General features: G+C 68.0%; 13 protein-coding genes. 4 read left to right on the forward strand and 9 right to left on the reverse strand.

The annotated features are described in order from the left end of the window. Positions 1 to 57: 57 nt before the first annotated feature. Together ACIGJC_RS16870 and ACIGJC_RS16875 are read right to left on the reverse strand one after the other, a co-directional pair. A complete protein-coding gene (locus tag ACIGJC_RS16870; protein ID WP_483713145.1) occupies positions 58 to 1296 on the reverse strand; it encodes a FliC/FljB family flagellin in 1239 nt (412 codons plus the stop codon). Between the two features lie 247 nt (positions 1297 to 1543). Further along, the gene (locus ACIGJC_RS16875) at positions 1544 to 1864 is read right to left on the reverse strand and encodes an RNA chaperone Hfq (RefSeq protein ID WP_483713146.1); all 321 of its coding nucleotides are present in this window, start codon (positions 1862 to 1864) and stop codon (positions 1544 to 1546) included. An 856-nt stretch (positions 1865 to 2720) separates the two neighbouring features. On the opposite strand from ACIGJC_RS16875, the gene ACIGJC_RS16880 reads away from it, so the two are divergent. Next, positions 2721 to 4604 (forward strand): methyl-accepting chemotaxis protein, encoded by a 1884-nt coding sequence (locus ACIGJC_RS16880; protein ID WP_483713147.1) that lies wholly within the window; start codon positions 2721 to 2723, stop codon positions 4602 to 4604. A 271-nt stretch (positions 4605 to 4875) separates the two neighbouring features. Next, positions 4876 to 6360: an MDR family MFS transporter gene (locus tag ACIGJC_RS16885; protein ID WP_483713148.1), complete on the forward strand. Its 1485-nt coding sequence runs from the start codon at positions 4876 to 4878 to the stop codon at positions 6358 to 6360. 12 nt (positions 6361 to 6372) lie between these two features. Here ACIGJC_RS16885 and ACIGJC_RS16890 read toward each other — a convergent pair whose 3' ends face one another. Both ACIGJC_RS16890 and ACIGJC_RS16895 read right to left on the reverse strand, forming a co-directional pair. Next, positions 6373 to 7305 (reverse strand): oxygenase MpaB family protein, encoded by a 933-nt coding sequence (locus tag ACIGJC_RS16890; RefSeq protein WP_483713149.1) that lies wholly within the window; start codon positions 7303 to 7305, stop codon positions 6373 to 6375. A 162-nt stretch (positions 7306 to 7467) separates the two neighbouring features. Next, positions 7468 to 7746: a hypothetical protein gene (locus ACIGJC_RS16895; RefSeq protein WP_483713150.1), complete on the reverse strand. Its 279-nt coding sequence runs from the start codon at positions 7744 to 7746 to the stop codon at positions 7468 to 7470. Positions 7747 to 8050: 304 nt separating this feature from the next. On the opposite strand from ACIGJC_RS16895, the gene ACIGJC_RS16900 reads away from it, so the two are divergent. Next, positions 8051 to 8509, forward strand: coding sequence for a BON domain-containing protein (locus ACIGJC_RS16900; protein ID WP_483713151.1), 459 nt, complete (start codon positions 8051 to 8053; stop codon positions 8507 to 8509). Positions 8510 to 8629: 120 nt separating this feature from the next. Here the strand turns inward: ACIGJC_RS16900 and ku are convergent, their stop codons facing one another. The 4 genes from ku to ligD form a co-directional block, all read right to left on the reverse strand. Further along, positions 8630 to 9637, reverse strand: coding sequence for a non-homologous end joining protein Ku (gene ku / locus ACIGJC_RS16905; RefSeq protein WP_483713153.1), 1008 nt, complete (start codon positions 9635 to 9637; stop codon positions 8630 to 8632). Between the two features lie 232 nt (positions 9638 to 9869). Continuing rightward, positions 9870 to 11846, reverse strand: a complete 1977-nt coding sequence (locus ACIGJC_RS16910) for a response regulator (protein WP_483713155.1) — start codon at positions 11844 to 11846, stop codon at positions 9870 to 9872. Between the two features lie 211 nt (positions 11847 to 12057). Beyond that, positions 12058 to 12447 (reverse strand): hypothetical protein, encoded by a 390-nt coding sequence (locus ACIGJC_RS16915; RefSeq protein WP_483713156.1) that lies wholly within the window; start codon positions 12445 to 12447, stop codon positions 12058 to 12060. A 2-nt stretch (positions 12448 to 12449) separates the two neighbouring features. Next, positions 12450 to 15146 (reverse strand): DNA ligase D, encoded by a 2697-nt coding sequence (ligD, locus tag ACIGJC_RS16920; RefSeq protein ID WP_483713157.1) that lies wholly within the window; start codon positions 15144 to 15146, stop codon positions 12450 to 12452. 316 nt (positions 15147 to 15462) lie between these two features. On the opposite strand from ligD, the gene ACIGJC_RS16925 reads away from it, so the two are divergent. After that, positions 15463 to 16476: an SDR family oxidoreductase gene (locus ACIGJC_RS16925; RefSeq protein WP_483713158.1), complete on the forward strand. Its 1014-nt coding sequence runs from the start codon at positions 15463 to 15465 to the stop codon at positions 16474 to 16476. Positions 16477 to 16507: 31 nt separating this feature from the next. Here ACIGJC_RS16925 and ACIGJC_RS16930 read toward each other — a convergent pair whose 3' ends face one another. Next, positions 16508 to 17527, reverse strand: a complete 1020-nt coding sequence (locus ACIGJC_RS16930; protein ID WP_483713160.1) for a sigma-54 interaction domain-containing protein — start codon at positions 17525 to 17527, stop codon at positions 16508 to 16510. Between the last annotated feature and the right edge of the window lie 194 nt (positions 17528 to 17721).

A 17721-nucleotide genomic window follows, 5' to 3' on the forward strand; every position in this document is an offset into this window, starting at 1 on the left:
AACATTCCACGACAGTGCCGGGCACGAGGCCCGGCACCGGTGCTACGCGTCAGTCGATTAACGCAGCAGCGACAGCACGCCTTGCGTGGTCTGGTTGGCCTGGGCCAGGACCGAGGTACCTGCTTGCTGCAGGATGTTGGCGCGGGTCATGTTCGACACTTCCGTTGCGTAGTCGGCATCCTGGATGCGCGAACGCGACGACGACAGGTTGGTGATCGTCGTGCCCAGGTTGGCGATGCTGGAATCCAGGCGGTTCTGGATCGAACCCAGCGAGCTCTTCAGGTTGTCCACCTTCTGCAGGGCGGCGTCCACCGTGGCCAACGGGTTGGCCGAAGCGCCAGCCGTCAGGTTGGCGGCAGTCAGCTTGCTGGTGTCGAGGCTGAAGGCTGCGGTGCCCGAGGTGGTGGTGGTGTCGGCGGAGGCCGGGTCCAGGGCAACGTAGGTGTACATCGTCGTGCCGTTGGTCGCGCTCGTCATGCCTTGGTTCTTCAGGGCCTGGGCTTCTGCATTGCTTGCCGGGGTGATGGCGACCTGGGCGAACATATTGCCGTTCTTGTCGACCACTGCGTTGGCGCCGATGGCGACGCTGCCCGAAGCGATACCCAGCGTGGTAGCCAGGGTGCCGGCGGTCTTTTCCGAAACGGTGCTGGCCGAGACGTTGGTCGTTGCGCCGTAGGCGGCCTGGAAGTCGGCAGCGGCGGCGTCAGCCACGCCGACCATGTTGGTGGTGCCGTCGAACGTGGCAGCACCATTGGCTTGCGGGCCATTCACGTTGAAGCTCTGCAGGCCGAGGGTCTTGGTGCTGATTTCCTGCAGATTCACCGAGATGGTCTGGCCATCGTTGGCGCCGACCTGGATGTTCACGGCCTTGGCGGTCGACGACAGCACCTTCACGCCGTTGAAGTCGGTCTGTGCCGACAGGCGGTCGATTTCCGACATACGCTGGCCGATTTCGTCCTGGATCGACTTCAGGTCGGAAGCCGAGTTCGAGCCGTTGGCGGCCTGCACCGACAGCGTACGGATACGTTGCAGGTTGTTGGTCACTTCGGTCAGGGCGCCTTCAGTCGTCTGAGCCAGCGAGATACCGTCGTTGGCGTTGCGCTGGGCTTGCGTCAGGCCGTTGATGTTCGAGGTGAAACGGTTGGCAATGGCCAGGCCGGCTGCATCGTCCTTGGCGCTGTTGATGCGCAGGCCCGACGACAGGCGCTGGATCGCGGTGTTCAGCGACGATTGCGAAGCGTTCAGGTTGTTCTGAGTCATCAGAGACAACGAGTTCGTATTGATGATGGACGCCATGGTTGCGACTCCTATTTGCAGTGATTTACACAGTCCGGCGGGTGCCGTAACGTTGGCCGACTGCGTTGCAGTGCTGTAGTGCCTCCGTTGCAAAGGTTATCGACCGGGCTTTGGAAAGGTTTAGAGTGATCTTTGCAGCCACTCTGCGCGGGGAAGGGGCGGTGCCATGAGCCGCTATCGGCAAGGCGTTGCCGGCGGCCACCTCTGCGTGAGATACGGGAAAGAGAGCTTTCGTACCGCTGTGGCCTCAACGCCGCCGCCGCTTGCGCGGCATATAGATAGGCACGAAATCCGGTGACGGATCCGGTTGCGGCGCAGGCAGGGCTTCGCCGCCAGCGCTGGCAGGCGCGACCATGGCAATCGCATGCTTGTACACCGCGATCGGCTTGCGGTCGTCCAGGTCCTTGCCCAGCACCAGCACATATTCGTCCACGGCGATTGCGATGCCTTGCAGCCGGGTCCCGTTGCACAGGTGCACGACAAGCGGCGCCCGGCTGACGGCATGGAGCGACAGTTGCTGGTCCTGCAGTTTCTGGCCGTTTCGCGGGGGCCTGGTTTCCTTCTTCACGACGACTCCGGAAGAGCCCGCATGGGTTCTGGCGGCTGATGGCGGTCCGCCGACCGGTACCCTCGAGAAGTATGGTCCGGTCAGCGAGATGGGCGAAACATTCGATCTCGATACCGGTGCGGGGACGGGCCGCGTAGACAGGATCCGGCAAGAGATCGTTGTCTTCCGCGCGCTTGCCTGCGCCGGTGCAGCCAGGTGAGAAGGGGAATACTTCAGGGATGAGGGTAACAAATTTTTACAAAGACCGACGAAACGGGCGTTGTCGAGAAGTTAGAGGTTTTACTCTAAACAGTAAGTTGTCGGTGCGCCGATCTTTGGGTAGGGGCCTGTCGACCACAGGTCGACAGGCCGCCCCGGCATTCCAGAAATGCTGATGGGCTCGGAAGGCAGGAATAAGTGAATGCTGACATGTCAATCCTGTGGTCTGGCGGATGCACGCAATGCGGCGCGGGTAAAGCGCAGCATCAGGCTCATCCAGCCCCGGCTTCACTGATAGAAGCAGGATTTACACCTCATGTAAGCACGTTTATATTCATGCCAGAGCTAACTGGCTCTGAGCAGTCCTGGAAAGCCTACGAGCACCCCGCGCGTGGGCTTCTTTTTTTGGCCCGCGTCGAACTGGCTGCGCCTCTCGGCGCACCGCAGCCATGTGGCCATCGGGATGCCTGGCAGGATTAAAAGGCACACGCCGGCCTCGCCATCGGAAGAAATGCGGGGACTTTTCCTGCCAATTCCAAATTCCCTTCAAGAAGTGTTCGGTCATCGCCGATAGGCAGCCGTGCGCCGGTTGCCAGCGGCAACGATCCCGTGCGCGCTCGACAAGAACATTGATCTAGGAATGTCCGGAGGGAGTGAGATGGCCTGGTTGCGAAATCTCGGCATAGGGACCCGCCTGTCCCTGGCCTTTACGCTGGTGGTGGTGCTCCTGATCGGCGTCGCTGTCTATGGCGTGACATCGCTGGCGGGCATGAATGCCTCCATGCACATGACCGTGGAGGGACGCCTGCTGAAGGTCATCGACCTTGGCCACGTCAAGGAGAACGCGCTGGAAATCGGCGTGATGGTGCGTGATGCCGCTCTCACCGAAGATGCTGCGCTGGTCCAGCGCAATACGCAGCGTATCGAAGGCATGCGCAAGGACATGGGCGGCACGCTTGACGCGCTGGGCAAGCTGATCGCGGCTTCCGGCCGACCCGACCTGCAGAAAACCTTCTCCGATCTCAATACCGCGCGCGACGCATATAACGGCCAGCTCAACATGGTCCTGCGCCAGCTGGGCTCGGGCGAATTCGCCGGCGCGCGCTCGGCGCTGGTAGCGACCCTTCCTGCCGCGCAAGCGCCGTATTTCGAGAAGCTCGATGAGATCATGGCCGGCGGGCGCAACCTCGCCCTGGCCGCCGTCAAGCAGGCCGACGAAGGCTTTGCCTGGACCCGCAATGTGCTGCTCGGCCTGACCGCACTGGCGGTGCTGCTGGCGGTGGTGATGGGGACGGCGATCACACGCTCGATCACCGGCCCCGCGCGAGACGCGCTGGAAGCCGCCGAGGCCCTGGCCACGGGCAACCTGCGCCATGCGTTCACCGTGCGCAGCAGCGACGAAATGGGCCGCATGCTGACGGCGCTGGAGCGTGCGTTCCGGCACTTGGCGGCACTGGTGCATGGCATCCAGCAGGCCTCCGGCTCGATTGACGGGGCCACGCGCGAGATCGCGCGCGGCAACACCGACCTGTCCCAGCGTACGGAGCAGCAGGCCGCTTCGCTGGAACAGACCGCCGCGTCGATGGAACAGCTCACCTCCACCGTGCGCCAGAACGCCGATAACGCCCGGCAAGCCAACCAGCTTGCGGTCAGCGCCTCCGAGGTGGCTAGCGAAGGCGGCCGCGTCGTGCGCGACGTGGTGCAGACCATGGACAGCATCTCCAAATCGTCCACGCAGGTGGCTGAGATTACCGGCGTCATCGAAAGCATCGCCTTCCAGACCAATATCCTGGCGCTCAATGCCGCAGTGGAGGCCGCGCGCGCGGGTGAGCAGGGCCGGGGGTTCGCGGTCGTGGCCACCGAGGTCCGCAACCTTGCGCAGCGCTCGTCGGCTGCGGCCAAGGAGATCGCCGGGCTGATCGGCGGCTCGGTGCGGCAGGTGCAGGATGGCGCGCGCCAGGCCGAACAGGCCGGCAGGACGATGGACGACATCGTCGGCGCCGTGCGGCGCGTGACCGACATCATGGGCGAGATTTCCGCGGCCAGCTCGGAGCAGACGTCGGGCATCGAGCAAGTCAGCCTGGCCGTGACGCAAATGGAAAGCATGACGCAGCAGAACGCCGCGCTGGTCGAGCAAGCCGCCGCCGCCGCGGAGAGCCTGATGCAGCAGGCCGGCGGGCTGGTGACAGAGGTGGGCCGCTTCGAGGTGGCCCAAGGCTCGGTGGCAGTACGCAGGCCGGCCGTGGCGGTTCCGGCTCGCCCGATGGAGCCCGCACCGGTGCCGCCGCAGCCGGCGCCGGTCGTGCGCGTCGAATCGGCACGCCCCCGCGCTCCGGCCGTGCCGGCCGCGACGCGTCCGCCGGTGCAGCGCAAGGCGCAGCCCCAGCCGGTGCTGGCCAGGCGCCCGGCTTCGCCGCCGGCGACCGGGCGTCCGCCCGTCAGGCGGCAACGCCAGGAACCGGTGCTCAAGTCCGGCGCGCGCCGGATCACGGCGGCCAGCCAGCCGGCGATGGCGGAGAGCGGCGACTGGGAAACCTTCTGATCCGCAGCACCGCACCACACGCCGCGCCGGCGCCCGTCCCTTGCGGGCCGGCGTCGGCGCGGATGTCTCAAAGCGCCTACAATAGCCGCTCTTCCTGATCCTCGAAGCAAGAGCAGGCGGGTCCACCTGGCGCATGCGGCGCCCCGCGCGGCCGCCATGCCTGCCGCCGCTGGTGCCGATGACCGCCGTTCCCTCCCAGCCGCCCCACGCGGCAGATGCATCCTCTTCCTCCCCTTCGTCGTCTTCGGCCGCCGCGCCGCAGCCGCCGGTCATGCAGATCCTGTTCGGCCTGATGCTCGCCATCCTGCTTGGCGCGCTCGAACAGTCGATCGTCGCCGTGGTGCTGCCCGAGATCGCCCTGCAGCTGCGCGGCTTCGAAGACATGGCGTGGGTCATTTCGGCCTATCTGGTGGCCTCGACAGTGGCCACGCCGATCTACGGCAAGCTGTCCGACGTGCTGGGCCGGCGCTCGGTCCTGTCCTTCTCGATCGTGCTGTTCCTGCTGGCCTCGGTCGTCTGCGCGCTGGCGCAGACCATGCCGCAGCTGATCGTGGCGCGAATCCTTCAAGGCCTGGGCGGGGGCGGGCTGATCTCGGTATCGCAGGCCGCCATTGCCGACGTGGTGCCGCTGCGCGATCGCGGCCGCTACCAGGGCTATGTGAGCGGCGTGTGGGCGGTGGCCAGCATGGCCGGGCCGGTGATCGGCGGCTACCTCGCACACTACCTGTCCTGGCGCTGGATCTTCTGGATCAACCTGCCGCTGGCCTTGCTGGCTCTGGTCGTGGTGCGGCGCGCGTTGCGCTTCCTGCCGGTCAGCGGCCGGCGACACCGCATCGATTACCTCGGCGCGCTGCTGTTCGGCGGCGGGCTCAGTGGCGTGCTGGTGTTCCTGACGCGGCTCGGGCAGGGCCATTCGCCGCTGCGTGCCGACTCGCTGGCGCTGCTGGTCGCGGGCGTGGTCGCGCTGGCACTGTTCATCTGGCAGGAGCGCCGCGCGGCCGATCCGGTGATCCCGCTTGCCATGCTGCGCGTGCCGACCGTGGCCATCTGCTGCGCCACGCTGTTCTTCTGCTTCTTCCAGCTGATCGCCATGTCGGTGCTGCTGCCGTTGCGCTTTCAGGTCGTGGGCGGCGCGCAGGCCGACGCCGCGGCCCTGCGGCTGGTACCGCTGACGCTGGCGATCCCGTTCGGCGCCTACGCGGCAGGGCGGGTCATGTCGTGGACCGGCCGCTACAAGCCGCTGCAGATGGCGGGCGCCTCGGTGGCGCCGCTGGCCATCGTGGCCCTGGCCTTTGTCGATCCGGCCTCGGTGTGGCTGTGCGTGCCGGTGATGGTGGTCCTGGGGTTCGCGATCGGCCTGCAGTTGCCGAGCGGCCTGGTTGCCACGCAGAACGCCGTGCCGCCGCAGCAGGTGGGGATTGCCACGGCACTGACGTCGTTTTCGCGCATGCTCGGTGGCGCCGTCGGCGTGGCGGTGCTGACCACGGTGCTGATCGCGCTGCTGCGCCACGGCGGCATGGCGGTGAGCGACCTGTCGGGCGGCGAAGACGTGCTGATGAGCATGTTCCACCGGGCGCTGGCGCCCGATACGCCGGCGGCCGACGCGGCGGCCGTGCGCGCAGCCGCCGAGCGCGCGTTCCGCCTGCTGTTCCTGATGAGTGCGGCGGTGTCGCTGCTGTCGCCGTTCCTGGTCGCGCGCCTGCGCGAAGCCACGCTGCGCGGCAGTCCTGCCGCGGCCCCGGCCGCGGCCGAATAGCCTGAGGCCGGATCAGGCGGCGCGCGCCACGCGCCGCCGCGCTCGGGCTGCCAGTCCGGCCCCGAGCGCCCAGCGCAGCGTCGGCGCCAGCACGCGCATTCCGGCCAGCGACACGGGACGGCGGATCGACGGGCCATCGAGTTCCAGCATCTGGCGGGCCCAGTCCGGCAACAGCGCAATGCCCGCATGGGCCATCACGCGCACCGCCGGGACCAGAATCGGGTTGGCCACGGGCAGCTTCATCACCAGCCGTGCCACTTCGCGCGTGCGCGCGCCGGCTTCGAGTTGCGGGCGCATGGCTTCCAGATAGGCGGCCACCGCCGCGCGCGAGCGCGGGACGCCCGTGGCGCCCAGCAACTCGGCGACCTGTGCGACTTCGTCGTAGTAGCGGTCCTGTTCGGCTTCACCGAGCGGCCCCACGTAGCGCAGGTACGCGGCCAGGAAGCTGGACACTTCCGCCACGTGCACCCATGTCAGCAGGGCCGGGTCGTCAGCGGCATAGGGCCGTCCGTCCGGCGCGCTGCCGCGGATGTGCGCGTGGATGCGCCGCACGCGGTCGATCAGCGACATGGCGTCCGCGCGGCTACCGTAGGTGGTGCCCGCGATGAACTGCGCGGTACGCCCCAGCCGGCCCTGCATATCGGCGCGAAACGTCGAATGGTCCCAGACGCCGGCCAGTGCGAGCGGGTGCAGCGTCTGCAACAGCAAGGCACTGACGCCGCCGGCCAGCATGGCCGGGAAATCGGCATGCACGCGCCAGCAGACCGCGTCCGGGCCAAACAGCCCCGGGTCGCCGGGTGGATTGTCGTAGTCCAGTGTCAGGCCCGAGTTGCTGCGCGTGAGCGCGCGCACCTGCGCGCCGGCCGTGGTGCGTACGCGGCTGGCAATGCGGTCGAGAAACTGGCCCTGGCGGCGAGCGGCCGCCGGATCGGTGGAAGCTGGCAAAGGTGGATGAATACGTGGCGAGTCCCGGTCAGGATACACGGGAAGGTGCGCAGATGCCGGCCCTGGCGGCGCCACGGCCTTAGGCATGGCAACAAAAAGGGGCCGGAATTCCGAAGAATTCCGGCCCCGCTGTTTCGGCGCATCAATGGCGCCGGTCAGCCGTCATTGCTGGCGACCACCCGACGATCCACTACCCGATCCGCCTTGTCCCTGCTGATGACCTTGCTGCGAGCCCTTGCCGCTTTCCTGTTGCTGCTGGCCCATACCCCGGTCCTGGTTTCCCATTTGTCCGCCGCCAGACTGTCCGCCGCCCGAGCGCTGGCCGCTCTGGTTGGAACCCTGCTGGCCACTGTGCTGGCCGCCTTGCGACTGTTCTTGCTGTCGCTGGCCCTGGCCTTGTTGGCCCTGTTGGGATTGCCCCGGCTGCTGTTGCTGTCCCATCACTCTCTCCATGGACGCGGCGAACTGCCGCGTGGTCCTTGTCGCAAGCCATGTGCCAGGGCCGCCCCGCACGCCCCATGGCGGGATTCCGGTGGTCGACGGTGACGGTTTCGCTTCGGATTTACAAAGCGTTGTCGCGATTTACACAGCCGCGGGCCGGTTGCGCCGCGAACACCGCACAATGCCCCGGCCGGCCCTCCGGCCCCGCCGGGTACGGGGATTGCGGGGAACCAGATCGAAGACCGAACGCTGCCGTGCGCGCACGGCAAGGATTCGGGCCCCATAACCCGCCAAGGAGGAAACCATGCGACCCAGCCGACCTACTGCTTCGATCCTGCGCAAGGCTTGTCTGGCGGCAGCACTGGCCGCCGCCGCAGGCAGCGTTTTCGCGCTGGATGCCGGCGGCTTCATGCGCACGGCCGTCGACACGGGCACGACGACTGCGCCCGCCAATTCCGCGCCTGGCATGCCGGGCCGCGCCGAGATCAACCGCGATACGGCACCCCCGCCGAGCCATGACGCGGGCGCCGCCACGGCCAAGCAGGCCGTCTCCGACAGCACCATCACCACCAAGATCAAGACCAAGCTGCTGTCGACCAAGGACCTGAAGTCGACCGGCATTCACGTGAAGACCAAGGATGGCACGGTCAACGTGAGCGGCACGGTACCGAGCCAGGAACAGCACGACATGGCGTTGCAGACCATCCGCGGGGTGGATGGCGTGATGTCCGTCAACGACACCCTGAAGGTGTCGTCGCGCTGAATGGCTCGTGCCCCGGTGCATGACTGCCGGGCCCTGACGCATGACGCAGGGCCCGGGTTCTTCCACGCCAGCTGACGCCAGGCGCTATCGGGTCTTGCCGCCGCACGGGCAGCAGGGCGGCTACGCTTGCTTGCGTCGCGCCGTGCTCCGGGCGGATGACGTTTTGCCCGCAGCGGCATGAGCGGACCGCTTGGCCGATGCCCGGCTGCCGGCTGCCCGCTTGGCGGGCGCTGCATGTTTCTTTGCGGGCGCACGGCTGCTTTTGCCCCTGGTCTTGCGCGGCGCCTCGTCTTCTTCCAACTCGCTCTTGTCAGCGCCGCGCTTGCCGTGGTGATCCAGGCTTTTCTTGAGCAGCGCCACCATGTCGATGACCTTGGCACCCTGGCGTGGGGCTTCCTCTTCTTCGGCGGCGGGCGTGAGCTGATGGGTCTTGCCTGATTCGATTTTCTCGTCGATGCGGGCCATGAGATCGTCGCGATAGGTGTCGCGATATTGCTGCGGCGACCACGCCTCGCTCATGTCCTCGACCAGCTTGACGGCCATCTCGATCTCGCGCGCGTGGGCACCGCTTCCCTTTGCGCCGGAGGTTTTGGGGAGCTTGAGATCCGAGATCGGCAGCACCTCGTCGGCGAAGCGCATGGTGTTGAGCACCAGCGCGCCCTCCTGGACCAGCATGGCGGCCAGGTGCTGCCGGTTGCGCAGCACCACCAGCGCGAGCGCGGCGCGCCCGGTGCGCCGCATGGTTTCCAGCAGCAGCGCATAGCCGCGTTCCCCGCGCTTGTCGGGCTCCAGGTAATAAGGCGTGTCGAAGTAGTAAGGCGGAATCTCGTCGGCCTGCACAAAGCTGACGATATCCACGGTCTGCGTGGCTTCGACATTGGCTTGCCGGAAGTCCTCGTCGCTCAGCAATACGTATTCGTCATTCTCGTACTGATAGCCCTTGACGATGTGTTCCTTGTCGACCGGCTTGCCCGTGCTCTTGTTGATGCGCTGGTAGCCCACCGGTGCCATGTCGCGCACGTCCAGCAGGTCCAGGTCGAGCGACTGGCTGCGCGATGCGGGCCGCAGCACGACCGGGATATTGACCAGGCCGAAGGTGATGGCGCCCTTCCAGATGATGCGTGACACGATGCGTCTCCTTGCGTCATGGGCTGGCCCGCTGCGGCGGCGGAGGCGGCTGGTCGCCCGGCGGCGGATCGACGACCGGCTCGGGCGCGCCCGGCGGCGGTTCCGGTGGCGGGACTTCCGGCTTGTGCGAGGGGGTGTCGGGGTCGGGGGTGGTATGCATGGTTCGGAACTCCGGTAAATGGGTGAAGCGCGTCGGGTCGCGCCGGGTCGCGTCGCACCCGTTGAGCCCGCGTCAGTCGCCAGGCTCTTCGAACAGCCGGGTCAGGGACTCCAGGCTGGCCGGCTTGACCAGATGGCGGTCGAAGCCCGCTTCCAGCGCGCGGTGGCGGTCCTCCGGCCGGCCGTAGCCGGTCAGCGCCACCAGCGTGGCGCCGCGCATCTCGGGCAGCGCACGCAGCCGGCGAGCGGTTTCAAAGCCGTCCATGGTCGGCATGCCCAGGTCAAGCAGCACCACCTCGGGCTTGACTTCGGGCGCCTGCGCGACCGCGCTCTCGCCATCGGTCGCGGTGACCACGGTGTGTCCCAGCGCCCGCAGGGTCATGCTCATGGCTTCGAGCGCATCGGTGTTGTCATCGACCACCATGATCACGCGCGGCGGTCCGGATGGCCGCTGTGCCACGGTGTCGGCCGGATGCCAGTTCTGCCACGGCTCGATCGGAAGCTCGACGATAAAGGTGCTGCCTTCGCCCGGCCCCGGGCTCTCGGCGCGAACGCGCCCGCCATGCAGCCGCACGAGCTGCTGTACCAGCGTCAGGCCGATACCCGGACCTTCGGGCACGGCAAGCTGCGCGCCGTCGGCATCGGGTTCGCCGTCGAATGGATCGGTATCGCTGGCCACGGTTCCGGGTTCCCCCGGCGCCAGCGGGTCGAACAGCAAGCGCTGCAAAGTCTGGGTCAGGCCCATGCCGTTGTCGTGGACGCGGACGGCGACGCGTCCGTCCATCGTCGTGGCGTCGATGCGGATCTGGCCGCCGGCCGGCGTATAGGCGGCCGCGTTATGCAGCAGGTTGCTGAAGATCTGGGTGAGCCGGACCATGTCGCCGCGCACCGGCAGCGGCTGTTCCGGCAGGGCCAGCCGCAGCGTGTGCTGCTGCGCTTCCAAGAGCGGCCTCACGGCTTCGACCGCGGTGTTGAGCGCTCCGCGCAGTTCCACGAGGTCCTGTCGCAATGTGATCGTTCCGCGGTTGAAGCGGGAGATGTCGAGCAGATCGTCCACCAGTTGCGACAGGTGCCTGAGCTGGCGCCCGATCACGTCGCGTGCGCGGAACGTGTCCGCAGGGGTGGGCGTGGGCTGCTGCAGCAAGTCCACGGCGCTGCGCATCGGCGCGAGCGGGTTGCGCAGCTCGTGGGCGAGCATGGCCAGGAACTGTTCCTTGCGACGCTCTTCGCCGCGCAGCGCCCGGCGCGCACGGTTCTGCGTGGTCACGTCCTGGCAGGTGCCGGCCACGCGCAGGACGGTGGCGTCGCTGCCGCGCATCGGCAAGGCGCGGGCGCGGATCTCGCGGATGCTGCCGTCGGTGCGCACGAGCTGGAATTCGATATCGAGCTGGCCGTCCTCCAGCATGCTGGCGAACGCCTGCGCCACGCGGGCCCGATCGGCCGGCGCCACGCGCGTCAGGCAACACTGCGGATCTTCGAGTATCTTCTCGGTCGGCTGGCCACACAGGTCCGCAAAACGCGGGCTGATGAACAGCAGGCGCCGGTCGCGCGCGTCGAGCAGCCAGACCACGTCGACCAGTGATTCGGCGACCTGGCGGAACATGTCCTCGTTGTCGTGCAGCGCCTGCCTGGTGCGATGGAAGGCATCTTCGGCCCGGCGCAGGCGCAGCAGCGAGTCGATGCTGGCCACCAGCTCCTCGGGCTCGGCCGGCTCGGCGATAAAGCTGTCCGCGCCACATTCGAGCGCCTGCACGCGTTGCGACGAAGAGGCGAGCGCGGGGGAGGTCAGCAGGATCGGCATATGAGCCAGGTTGGGATCGGCCTTCAGCAGGCGGCAGACGTCGAGTCCGCTGATATCGGGCAGCTGGAGCGCCAGCAACACCAGCGCGGGCGCATGCTGGCGCGCCAGCGAGAGGGCCGCCTGGCCGGTCGACGCCTCGATCACCGAGAAGCCGGCGCGCTGCAGGATGCTGCTTTTCACATAGCGCGGGCCTTCGCCGTCTTCCACATTCAGGATCAGGCGGCCTTGTCGGGCAGCGCTCGCGTTCATGGCCTGAACCCCTCGCATCGCGGCACCGCGGCGCATGGCGTTGTAAAACTTACCTTGTACGGTTGCAGGCTTTTTGTAGCGATTACATGGCGATGGATGCTCACGGCGTCGTTCCCCCTTGCGTGGCTGCGTCTTGCGCAGATGGCCGGTCCCTTATGAATGGGACCGCAGGAGAACACGCGCAAAAGGCGTGCCGGAAGCGCGCTCCGTGCTAGCGCCGCTCAGCTTCCCCGCTATGCGCCTCGGCACTGGGCGAGGTGCCGCCGTGCGGGCCCGCGGACTGCGGGGCTTCCGCGGCCTTCTGCGACACGTTGCCCGGCTCCGTGGTCGCCGCGGCCGCGCCGGCGGCGCCCTTCCTGCCGAACTGCGCGGCCAGGCGGTCTTGCACCTGCGCCAGCAGCTCGGCCTGGTGCTTGGCCTCTTCGGCTTCCTTGGCCTTGCGCGCGTCGGCGGCTTGTTGCTGCTCCAGCGTGGGGGCCGGCAGGCGCGCGCTCGCCGGCAGGGCCATCGCCATCAGCATCGCCGCGAGCAGCGCGCGCCGCGGAGGACGCGGCGCGCGCTGGCGAACGTGGCGGATATAGTGGATAAAGGACCGGGTCATGGCTAGCTCCTTCCTGCGCGCGCCAGCCGGGCGGCCGCGCGCGTAATGGTTTGGCGGGTGCCCGCATAGGCCGCCCACGGGTCGTGGCGCGCGATCTCGTCGAGTCGTGGCGCCACATTGGCCACGGTCCACTGGTCGGCGCCCGTGACGCTGTCAAGCTCGTCCCAGGCGAGCGGGATCGACACCCCCAGGCCGCTGCGCGCGCGCGCCGAGAATGCCGCCACCGTTGTGGCGCCTACTCCGTTGCGCAGGTAGTCGATGAAAATCTTGCCAACGCGGTTGCGTGCGCCGCTCTTCGCGACGAATCGGTCCGGGAGCGTGCGGGCCATGTGAAGCACTACGCCATGGGCGAACGCCTTGACCGCGTCCCAGTCCGCGCGCGGCGTCAGCGGCACCACCACGTGCAGGCCCTTGCCGCCGCTGGTTTTCACAAAGCTGTCGAGCCCCAGTTCATCGAGCCATGCCTTCATCAGCGCGGCGGCTGCGCGCATGGGGGGCCAGGGCACGCCTTCGCCGGGGTCCAGGTCGAAGATGATGCGGTTGGGCCGGTCGAGGCTGCGCTTGCTGGCGTTCCAGGTGTGGAACTCCACGACATTGAGCTGGGCCGCCGCCACCAGCGCATGCGCGGAGACGATTTCCAGCAGCGCCGGATGGCCAGGCCAGAGATCGGGGTCCAGCACGTTGATGCCGTCCACCCTGAGCGTGTCGCCATGCCGCTGGAAAAACAGCTGGCCGGCCACGCCGTCGGGCGCGCGCACCATGGCGATCGGGCGGCCCTGCAGGTGCGGCAGCATCAGCGGCGCCACGCGTTCGTAGTAGCGCACCAGGTCGCACTTGGTCAGTCCGCTCGCGGCGTCGATGACGCGCGTGGCGTGGCTGATGGCCACCTTGCCCTTCGCCGCGGTGGGTTTGCCCTTGCGCGCGGCGGCGGCCGTCGTGCCCGACGCGGCCCCGGTCACGGGCTTGCCGCTGGCCGGCGCTGCCGGCTGCTCCACCGACACCGCATTGGCCGGCTTGTCGCTGCGCAGGCCATGGAACACGGCGTGCCGCACGCGCCCTTCGCGCGTCCAGGAGCCGAACGACACCTCCGCCACCAGCCGCGGCCGTACCCACAAGCCCTTGACCGATCGGGGCAGCGCATCGAACGGCGTCTCGTCCGCACGCAGCGCATCGAGCTGCTCGCGCAGCTTCGCGAGGGTGCGGGTGTCGAAACCCGTGCCCACATTGCCGGCATAGCGCAGTCGGCCCGCGCTGTCGTGCACGCCGAGCATCAGCGCGCCAAGCCCTTCGCGGCTGCCTTTCGGTTCGGTATAGCCGCCGATCACGAACTCCTGCCGCTGCGTGCACTTGAGCTTGATCCAGGTATTGCTGCGCGTGCTGACATAGGGCGCGTCCACGCGCTTGCCGATCACGCCCTCCAGCTTCATGCGGCAGGCCGCATCCAGCATCTCGTCCGGGGCGGCTTCGAAGTCTTCGCTGAAGCGCACGCGCGTCGCGGTGCTGGCTTCGAACAAACGCCGCAGCAGCGCCCGCCGTTCGGACAGCGGCACCTTGCGCAGGTCGTGGCCGGCATAGAAGGGCAGGTCGAACACGTAGTATTCGATCGACTCGACGTGTGCCGTCTCGAACGCGTTCTGCAAGGCCTGGAAGTCGGTTTCCCCGTGCTTGCCGAGCACCACGATCTCGCCGTCGAGCCAGCCGTCCGGCAAGCCCAGCGCGCGCACTTCGCGCGCCAGCGTCTTCAGGCGCGAGGTCCAGTCGTGACCCTGGCGCGTGAACAGGCGCACGTCGTCGCCGTCGATGCGGGCCAGCACGCGATAGCCATCGAACTTGATTTCGTAGCGCCAGGCCTCGGCATCGGCCGGCGGGCGCTCGACCAGCGTGGCGAGCTGCGGCGACAGCGCCAGGGGCAGCGCGGCGGCGACGGCGCGGCGCGGCAAGGCCGGCGCCTTCGCTGTATCGCTGTCCTTGTCCTTCTCCTTTGTAGACGCTTTTGACTTCGCGGCCTTGCCGGCTTTGCGCGGCGCGCGTGCCGGCGAAGTGCCGGCCAGCACGCTGTCCGGCATGGCCTCGGTCACGTCGAGTTCCGAGGCCGGCACCGCCGCGTCATCGCGCTCCTTGATCAGCAGCCACGCATCCTGATCCTTCTGGCGGCTGCCATGCATGCGTACCAGGGTCCAGTGGCCGTGCAGCTTCTCGCCGCGCAGTTCGAATTTCAGCTTGCCGGCGCGATACGCGGCATCGGCATCGCCATCGGGCACCCACACCCCGCGATCCCAGACGATCACCGTGCCCGCGCCGTAGTGGCCGGGCGGGATCACCCCTTCGAAGCCTGCGTAGTCGAGCGGGTGGTCCTCCACATGCACGGCCATGCGCTTGTCCGCGGGGTCCAGGCTTGGACCCTTGGGCACGGCCCAGCTCTTCAGCGTGCCGTCCAGCTCGAGCCTGAAGTCATAGTGCAGGCGGCGCGCGGCATGCTTCTGGATCACGAAGGACAACGCACCGGTCCGGGCCGCGGCACGGGCCGTGCTGCGCTTCGATGCATCGGCGCGCGAACGGACGCCGCCCGGTTCGGGCGTAGCGGCAAAGTCCCGCATCTGGCGGTACTTGCCCAAAGCGTCTTCGACATGCTTGCGCGCGGCCGGACCTTTGCCGGCAGTACGCGCATCGCCAGGGGCCTGGCGCGTGGTCTTGGCCATGGTGGACTGGCATCACGAGGAAAGGGCGAGGCGAAACCTCGGTGGCTTCAGCTTAGGCACCGTCCACTGCGACCGAAATCGGCGGCAGTCCTACACTCGGGTCGGCCAACGTCGCGCGCGTGTGCTTCTTACCGGACGTTGTAAATCCGCGCGGTCCGATGCGGCCTGCCGGCCGGCATGCCAGCGGTGCGCGGTGACGGCGGCGCGGGAACACTCCTTGCGGAGTTTGCCCCTGCATACGGTCAAGTGTCGCCTGCGGTGCGTCCCGGACGCCGGCGATCGTCGTCTCGTGCCCGGGGCATCAGGAAACAAGCAGATGAAACTCTCTCAGAAGACGATCGGATCGCAGGTCATCGTGCTGACCGGCGCCACCAGTGGCGTCGGCCTGGTCACCGCGCGCAAGGCGGCAGGCAAGGGCGCCCGCCTGGTGCTGGTGGCCCGCAGCGAAGAGTCGCTGCACAAGCTGGCCGAGGAACTGCGGGAGAAGGGTGCCGAAGCGATCACCGTCACGGCCGACGTCGGCCGGCACGAGGACGTGGCGCGCGTGGCGCATACCGCTATCGAACGCTTCGGCGGGTTCGACACGTGGGTCAACAATGCCGGCGTGACCATCTTTGGCCGCCATGCCGATGTGCCGCTGGAAGACCAGCGGCGCCTGTTCGACACCAACTACTGGGGCACGGTGCATGGCTCGCTCGCGGCGGCCGCGCACCTGCGCGAGCATGGCGGCACCATCATCAATATCGGCAGCGAAGCGTCGGACGGTCCATTGCCGCTGCAAAGCGCCTATGCGGCATCGCAGCACGCGATCAAGGGCTTCACGGATTCGCTGCGGCTGGAACTGGAGCAGGAGATGGCGCCGATCAGCGTCACGCTGATCAAGCCGGCCGGGCTCGAAACCCCGCTGGCCACGCATGCCAAGAACTTCCTCGGCGTGGAGCCGCGGTTGCCGCCGCCGCTGTATGACCCGTCGCTGGCGGCCGATGCCATTCTCTTTGCCGCCGAGCATCCGCGCCGCGACCTGTTTGTCGGCGGTGCCGCCAAGGCGTTCTCCGCGGCGGCCTACTATGCGCCGCGCACCTTCGACCACTTCATGCGCCGCTTCATGGGCCGTGCGCAGCAGAGCCGCGACCCGGCCGGTCCGCTGGAGGACAACACCCTGTACGGCGGCGGCAACGGCCTGCAGGAGCGCACCGGCAACCGCGCCGCGCTGCAGTCGTGCCCCTACACCACCAGCGCGCGCCATCCGGTGCTGACCACGGCGCTGGTGGTCGGCGCTTCGGCGGCGGTTGCCGCCGTGATGCGGGCCCGGCGCGGCCGCGATGCCTAGCTGGCGCCCGGCGGGTGGAACGGGCCGGCCCTTAGCCGGCCCGGTACGCTTCCAGGCGGTTGTAAAGGGTCTTGAGGCTGATGCCGAGCGCGCGCGCGGCCAGGCGCTTGTCGCCGTTGTAATGCGCGAGCGTGGCCATGATGATCTCGCGCTGGGTATCGGCCAGCGTGGTGCCCACGCGCACGCTGACCACGCCGTCGACCGTGCTCGGGCGCTGCGGTTGCGTACCCAGGTTCGGGTTGCCGATCTCCACCACCGTATCGGCCAGGATAAAGGCGCGGTAGACCGCGTTCTTCAGTTCGCGCACATTGCCGGGCCAGTCGTAGCGCGTCAGCCGCTCCAGCGTGCCGGCGGAAAACATCTTGTCGGTGCGCTCCATCGCGTTGTACTCGTCCAGGAAGTGGCGGGCCAGCGGGATGATGTCCTCCACGCGCTCGCGCAGCGGCGGAATATGCAATGGGAACACGGCCAGCCGGTACAGCAGGTCTTCACGCAACTGGCCGGCCCGCACGGCGTCGAGCGGATCGCGGTTGGTGGCGGCGAGGATGCGCACGTCGCTGGCGATCAGCGTATCGCCGCCGACGCGGTGGAAGGTGCGGCTTTCCAGCACGCGCAACAGTTTCACCTGCATGGCCAGCGGCATTTCGGTGACTTCGTCCAGGAACAGGGTCCCGCCCTGCGCCTGCTCGAAGTAGCCGGCCTTCTGGTCGATGGCGCCGGTGAAGCCGCCCTTTTCGTGGCCGAACAGTTCCGACTCGATCAGCGTGGGCTGGATCGCGCCGCAATTGACGGCCACGAAGGGCCCGTCGGACCGGCTGCTGCGCGCATGCACGGCGCGCGCCACGACTTCCTTGCCCGTGCCGCTTTCCCCCACGGCCAGCATGGTCACATCCGTGGCCGCGACGCGCTCGACCTGCGCCAGCAGGCGGCGCATCGCGGGCGCGGTGCTCTCCCATAACAGGGAGACCTGCGACGGAATGGCGCGGCTTCGCAAGCCCTCCGGTTGCGGGGGGGGCGCGCCGCGTCGGGATGGACTGGCGGTGGTCGACACGTTGGCTTGGTTCTGGGGCGCGGGACGTTCCTATGCTAGCCCGTGCGGCGGGGCGCTACCAGACGTCAGGCGCGGCGCGCGGAAACATCCGACAGCCGTGTCAGAGAGACACTGGCAACATTCGGGCGCCGGGATGGGTAGACTTCGGATACGCACCTTGCGTTGTCCCCGCATGTCCGCGCTCCGACACGATG

The sequence above is a fragment of the Cupriavidus sp. C3SS-1 genome, from assembly GCF_057073755.1.

Excerpts from the sequence above, each read along its gene's own strand:
- ACIGJC_RS16870 (WP_483713145.1), bottom strand. The coding sequence starts at position 1,296 with ATGGCGTCCATCATCAATACGAACTCGTTGTCTCTGATGACTCAGAAC.
- ligD (WP_483713157.1), bottom strand. The coding sequence starts at position 15,146 with ATGGCCAAGACCACGCGCCAGGCCCCTGGCGATGCGCGTACTGCCGGC.
- ACIGJC_RS16885 (WP_483713148.1), top strand. The coding sequence starts at position 4,876 with ATGCAGATCCTGTTCGGCCTGATGCTCGCCATCCTGCTTGGCGCGCTC.
- ACIGJC_RS16915 (WP_483713156.1), bottom strand. The coding sequence starts at position 12,447 with ATGACCCGGTCCTTTATCCACTATATCCGCCACGTTCGCCAGCGCGCG.
- ACIGJC_RS16910 (WP_483713155.1), bottom strand. The coding sequence starts at position 11,846 with ATGAACGCGAGCGCTGCCCGACAAGGCCGCCTGATCCTGAATGTGGAA.
- ACIGJC_RS16925 (WP_483713158.1), top strand. The coding sequence starts at position 15,463 with ATGAAACTCTCTCAGAAGACGATCGGATCGCAGGTCATCGTGCTGACC.
- ACIGJC_RS16880 (WP_483713147.1), top strand. The coding sequence starts at position 2,721 with ATGGCCTGGTTGCGAAATCTCGGCATAGGGACCCGCCTGTCCCTGGCC.
- ACIGJC_RS16900 (WP_483713151.1), top strand. The coding sequence starts at position 8,051 with ATGCGACCCAGCCGACCTACTGCTTCGATCCTGCGCAAGGCTTGTCTG.
- ACIGJC_RS16895 (WP_483713150.1), bottom strand. The coding sequence starts at position 7,746 with ATGGGACAGCAACAGCAGCCGGGGCAATCCCAACAGGGCCAACAAGGC.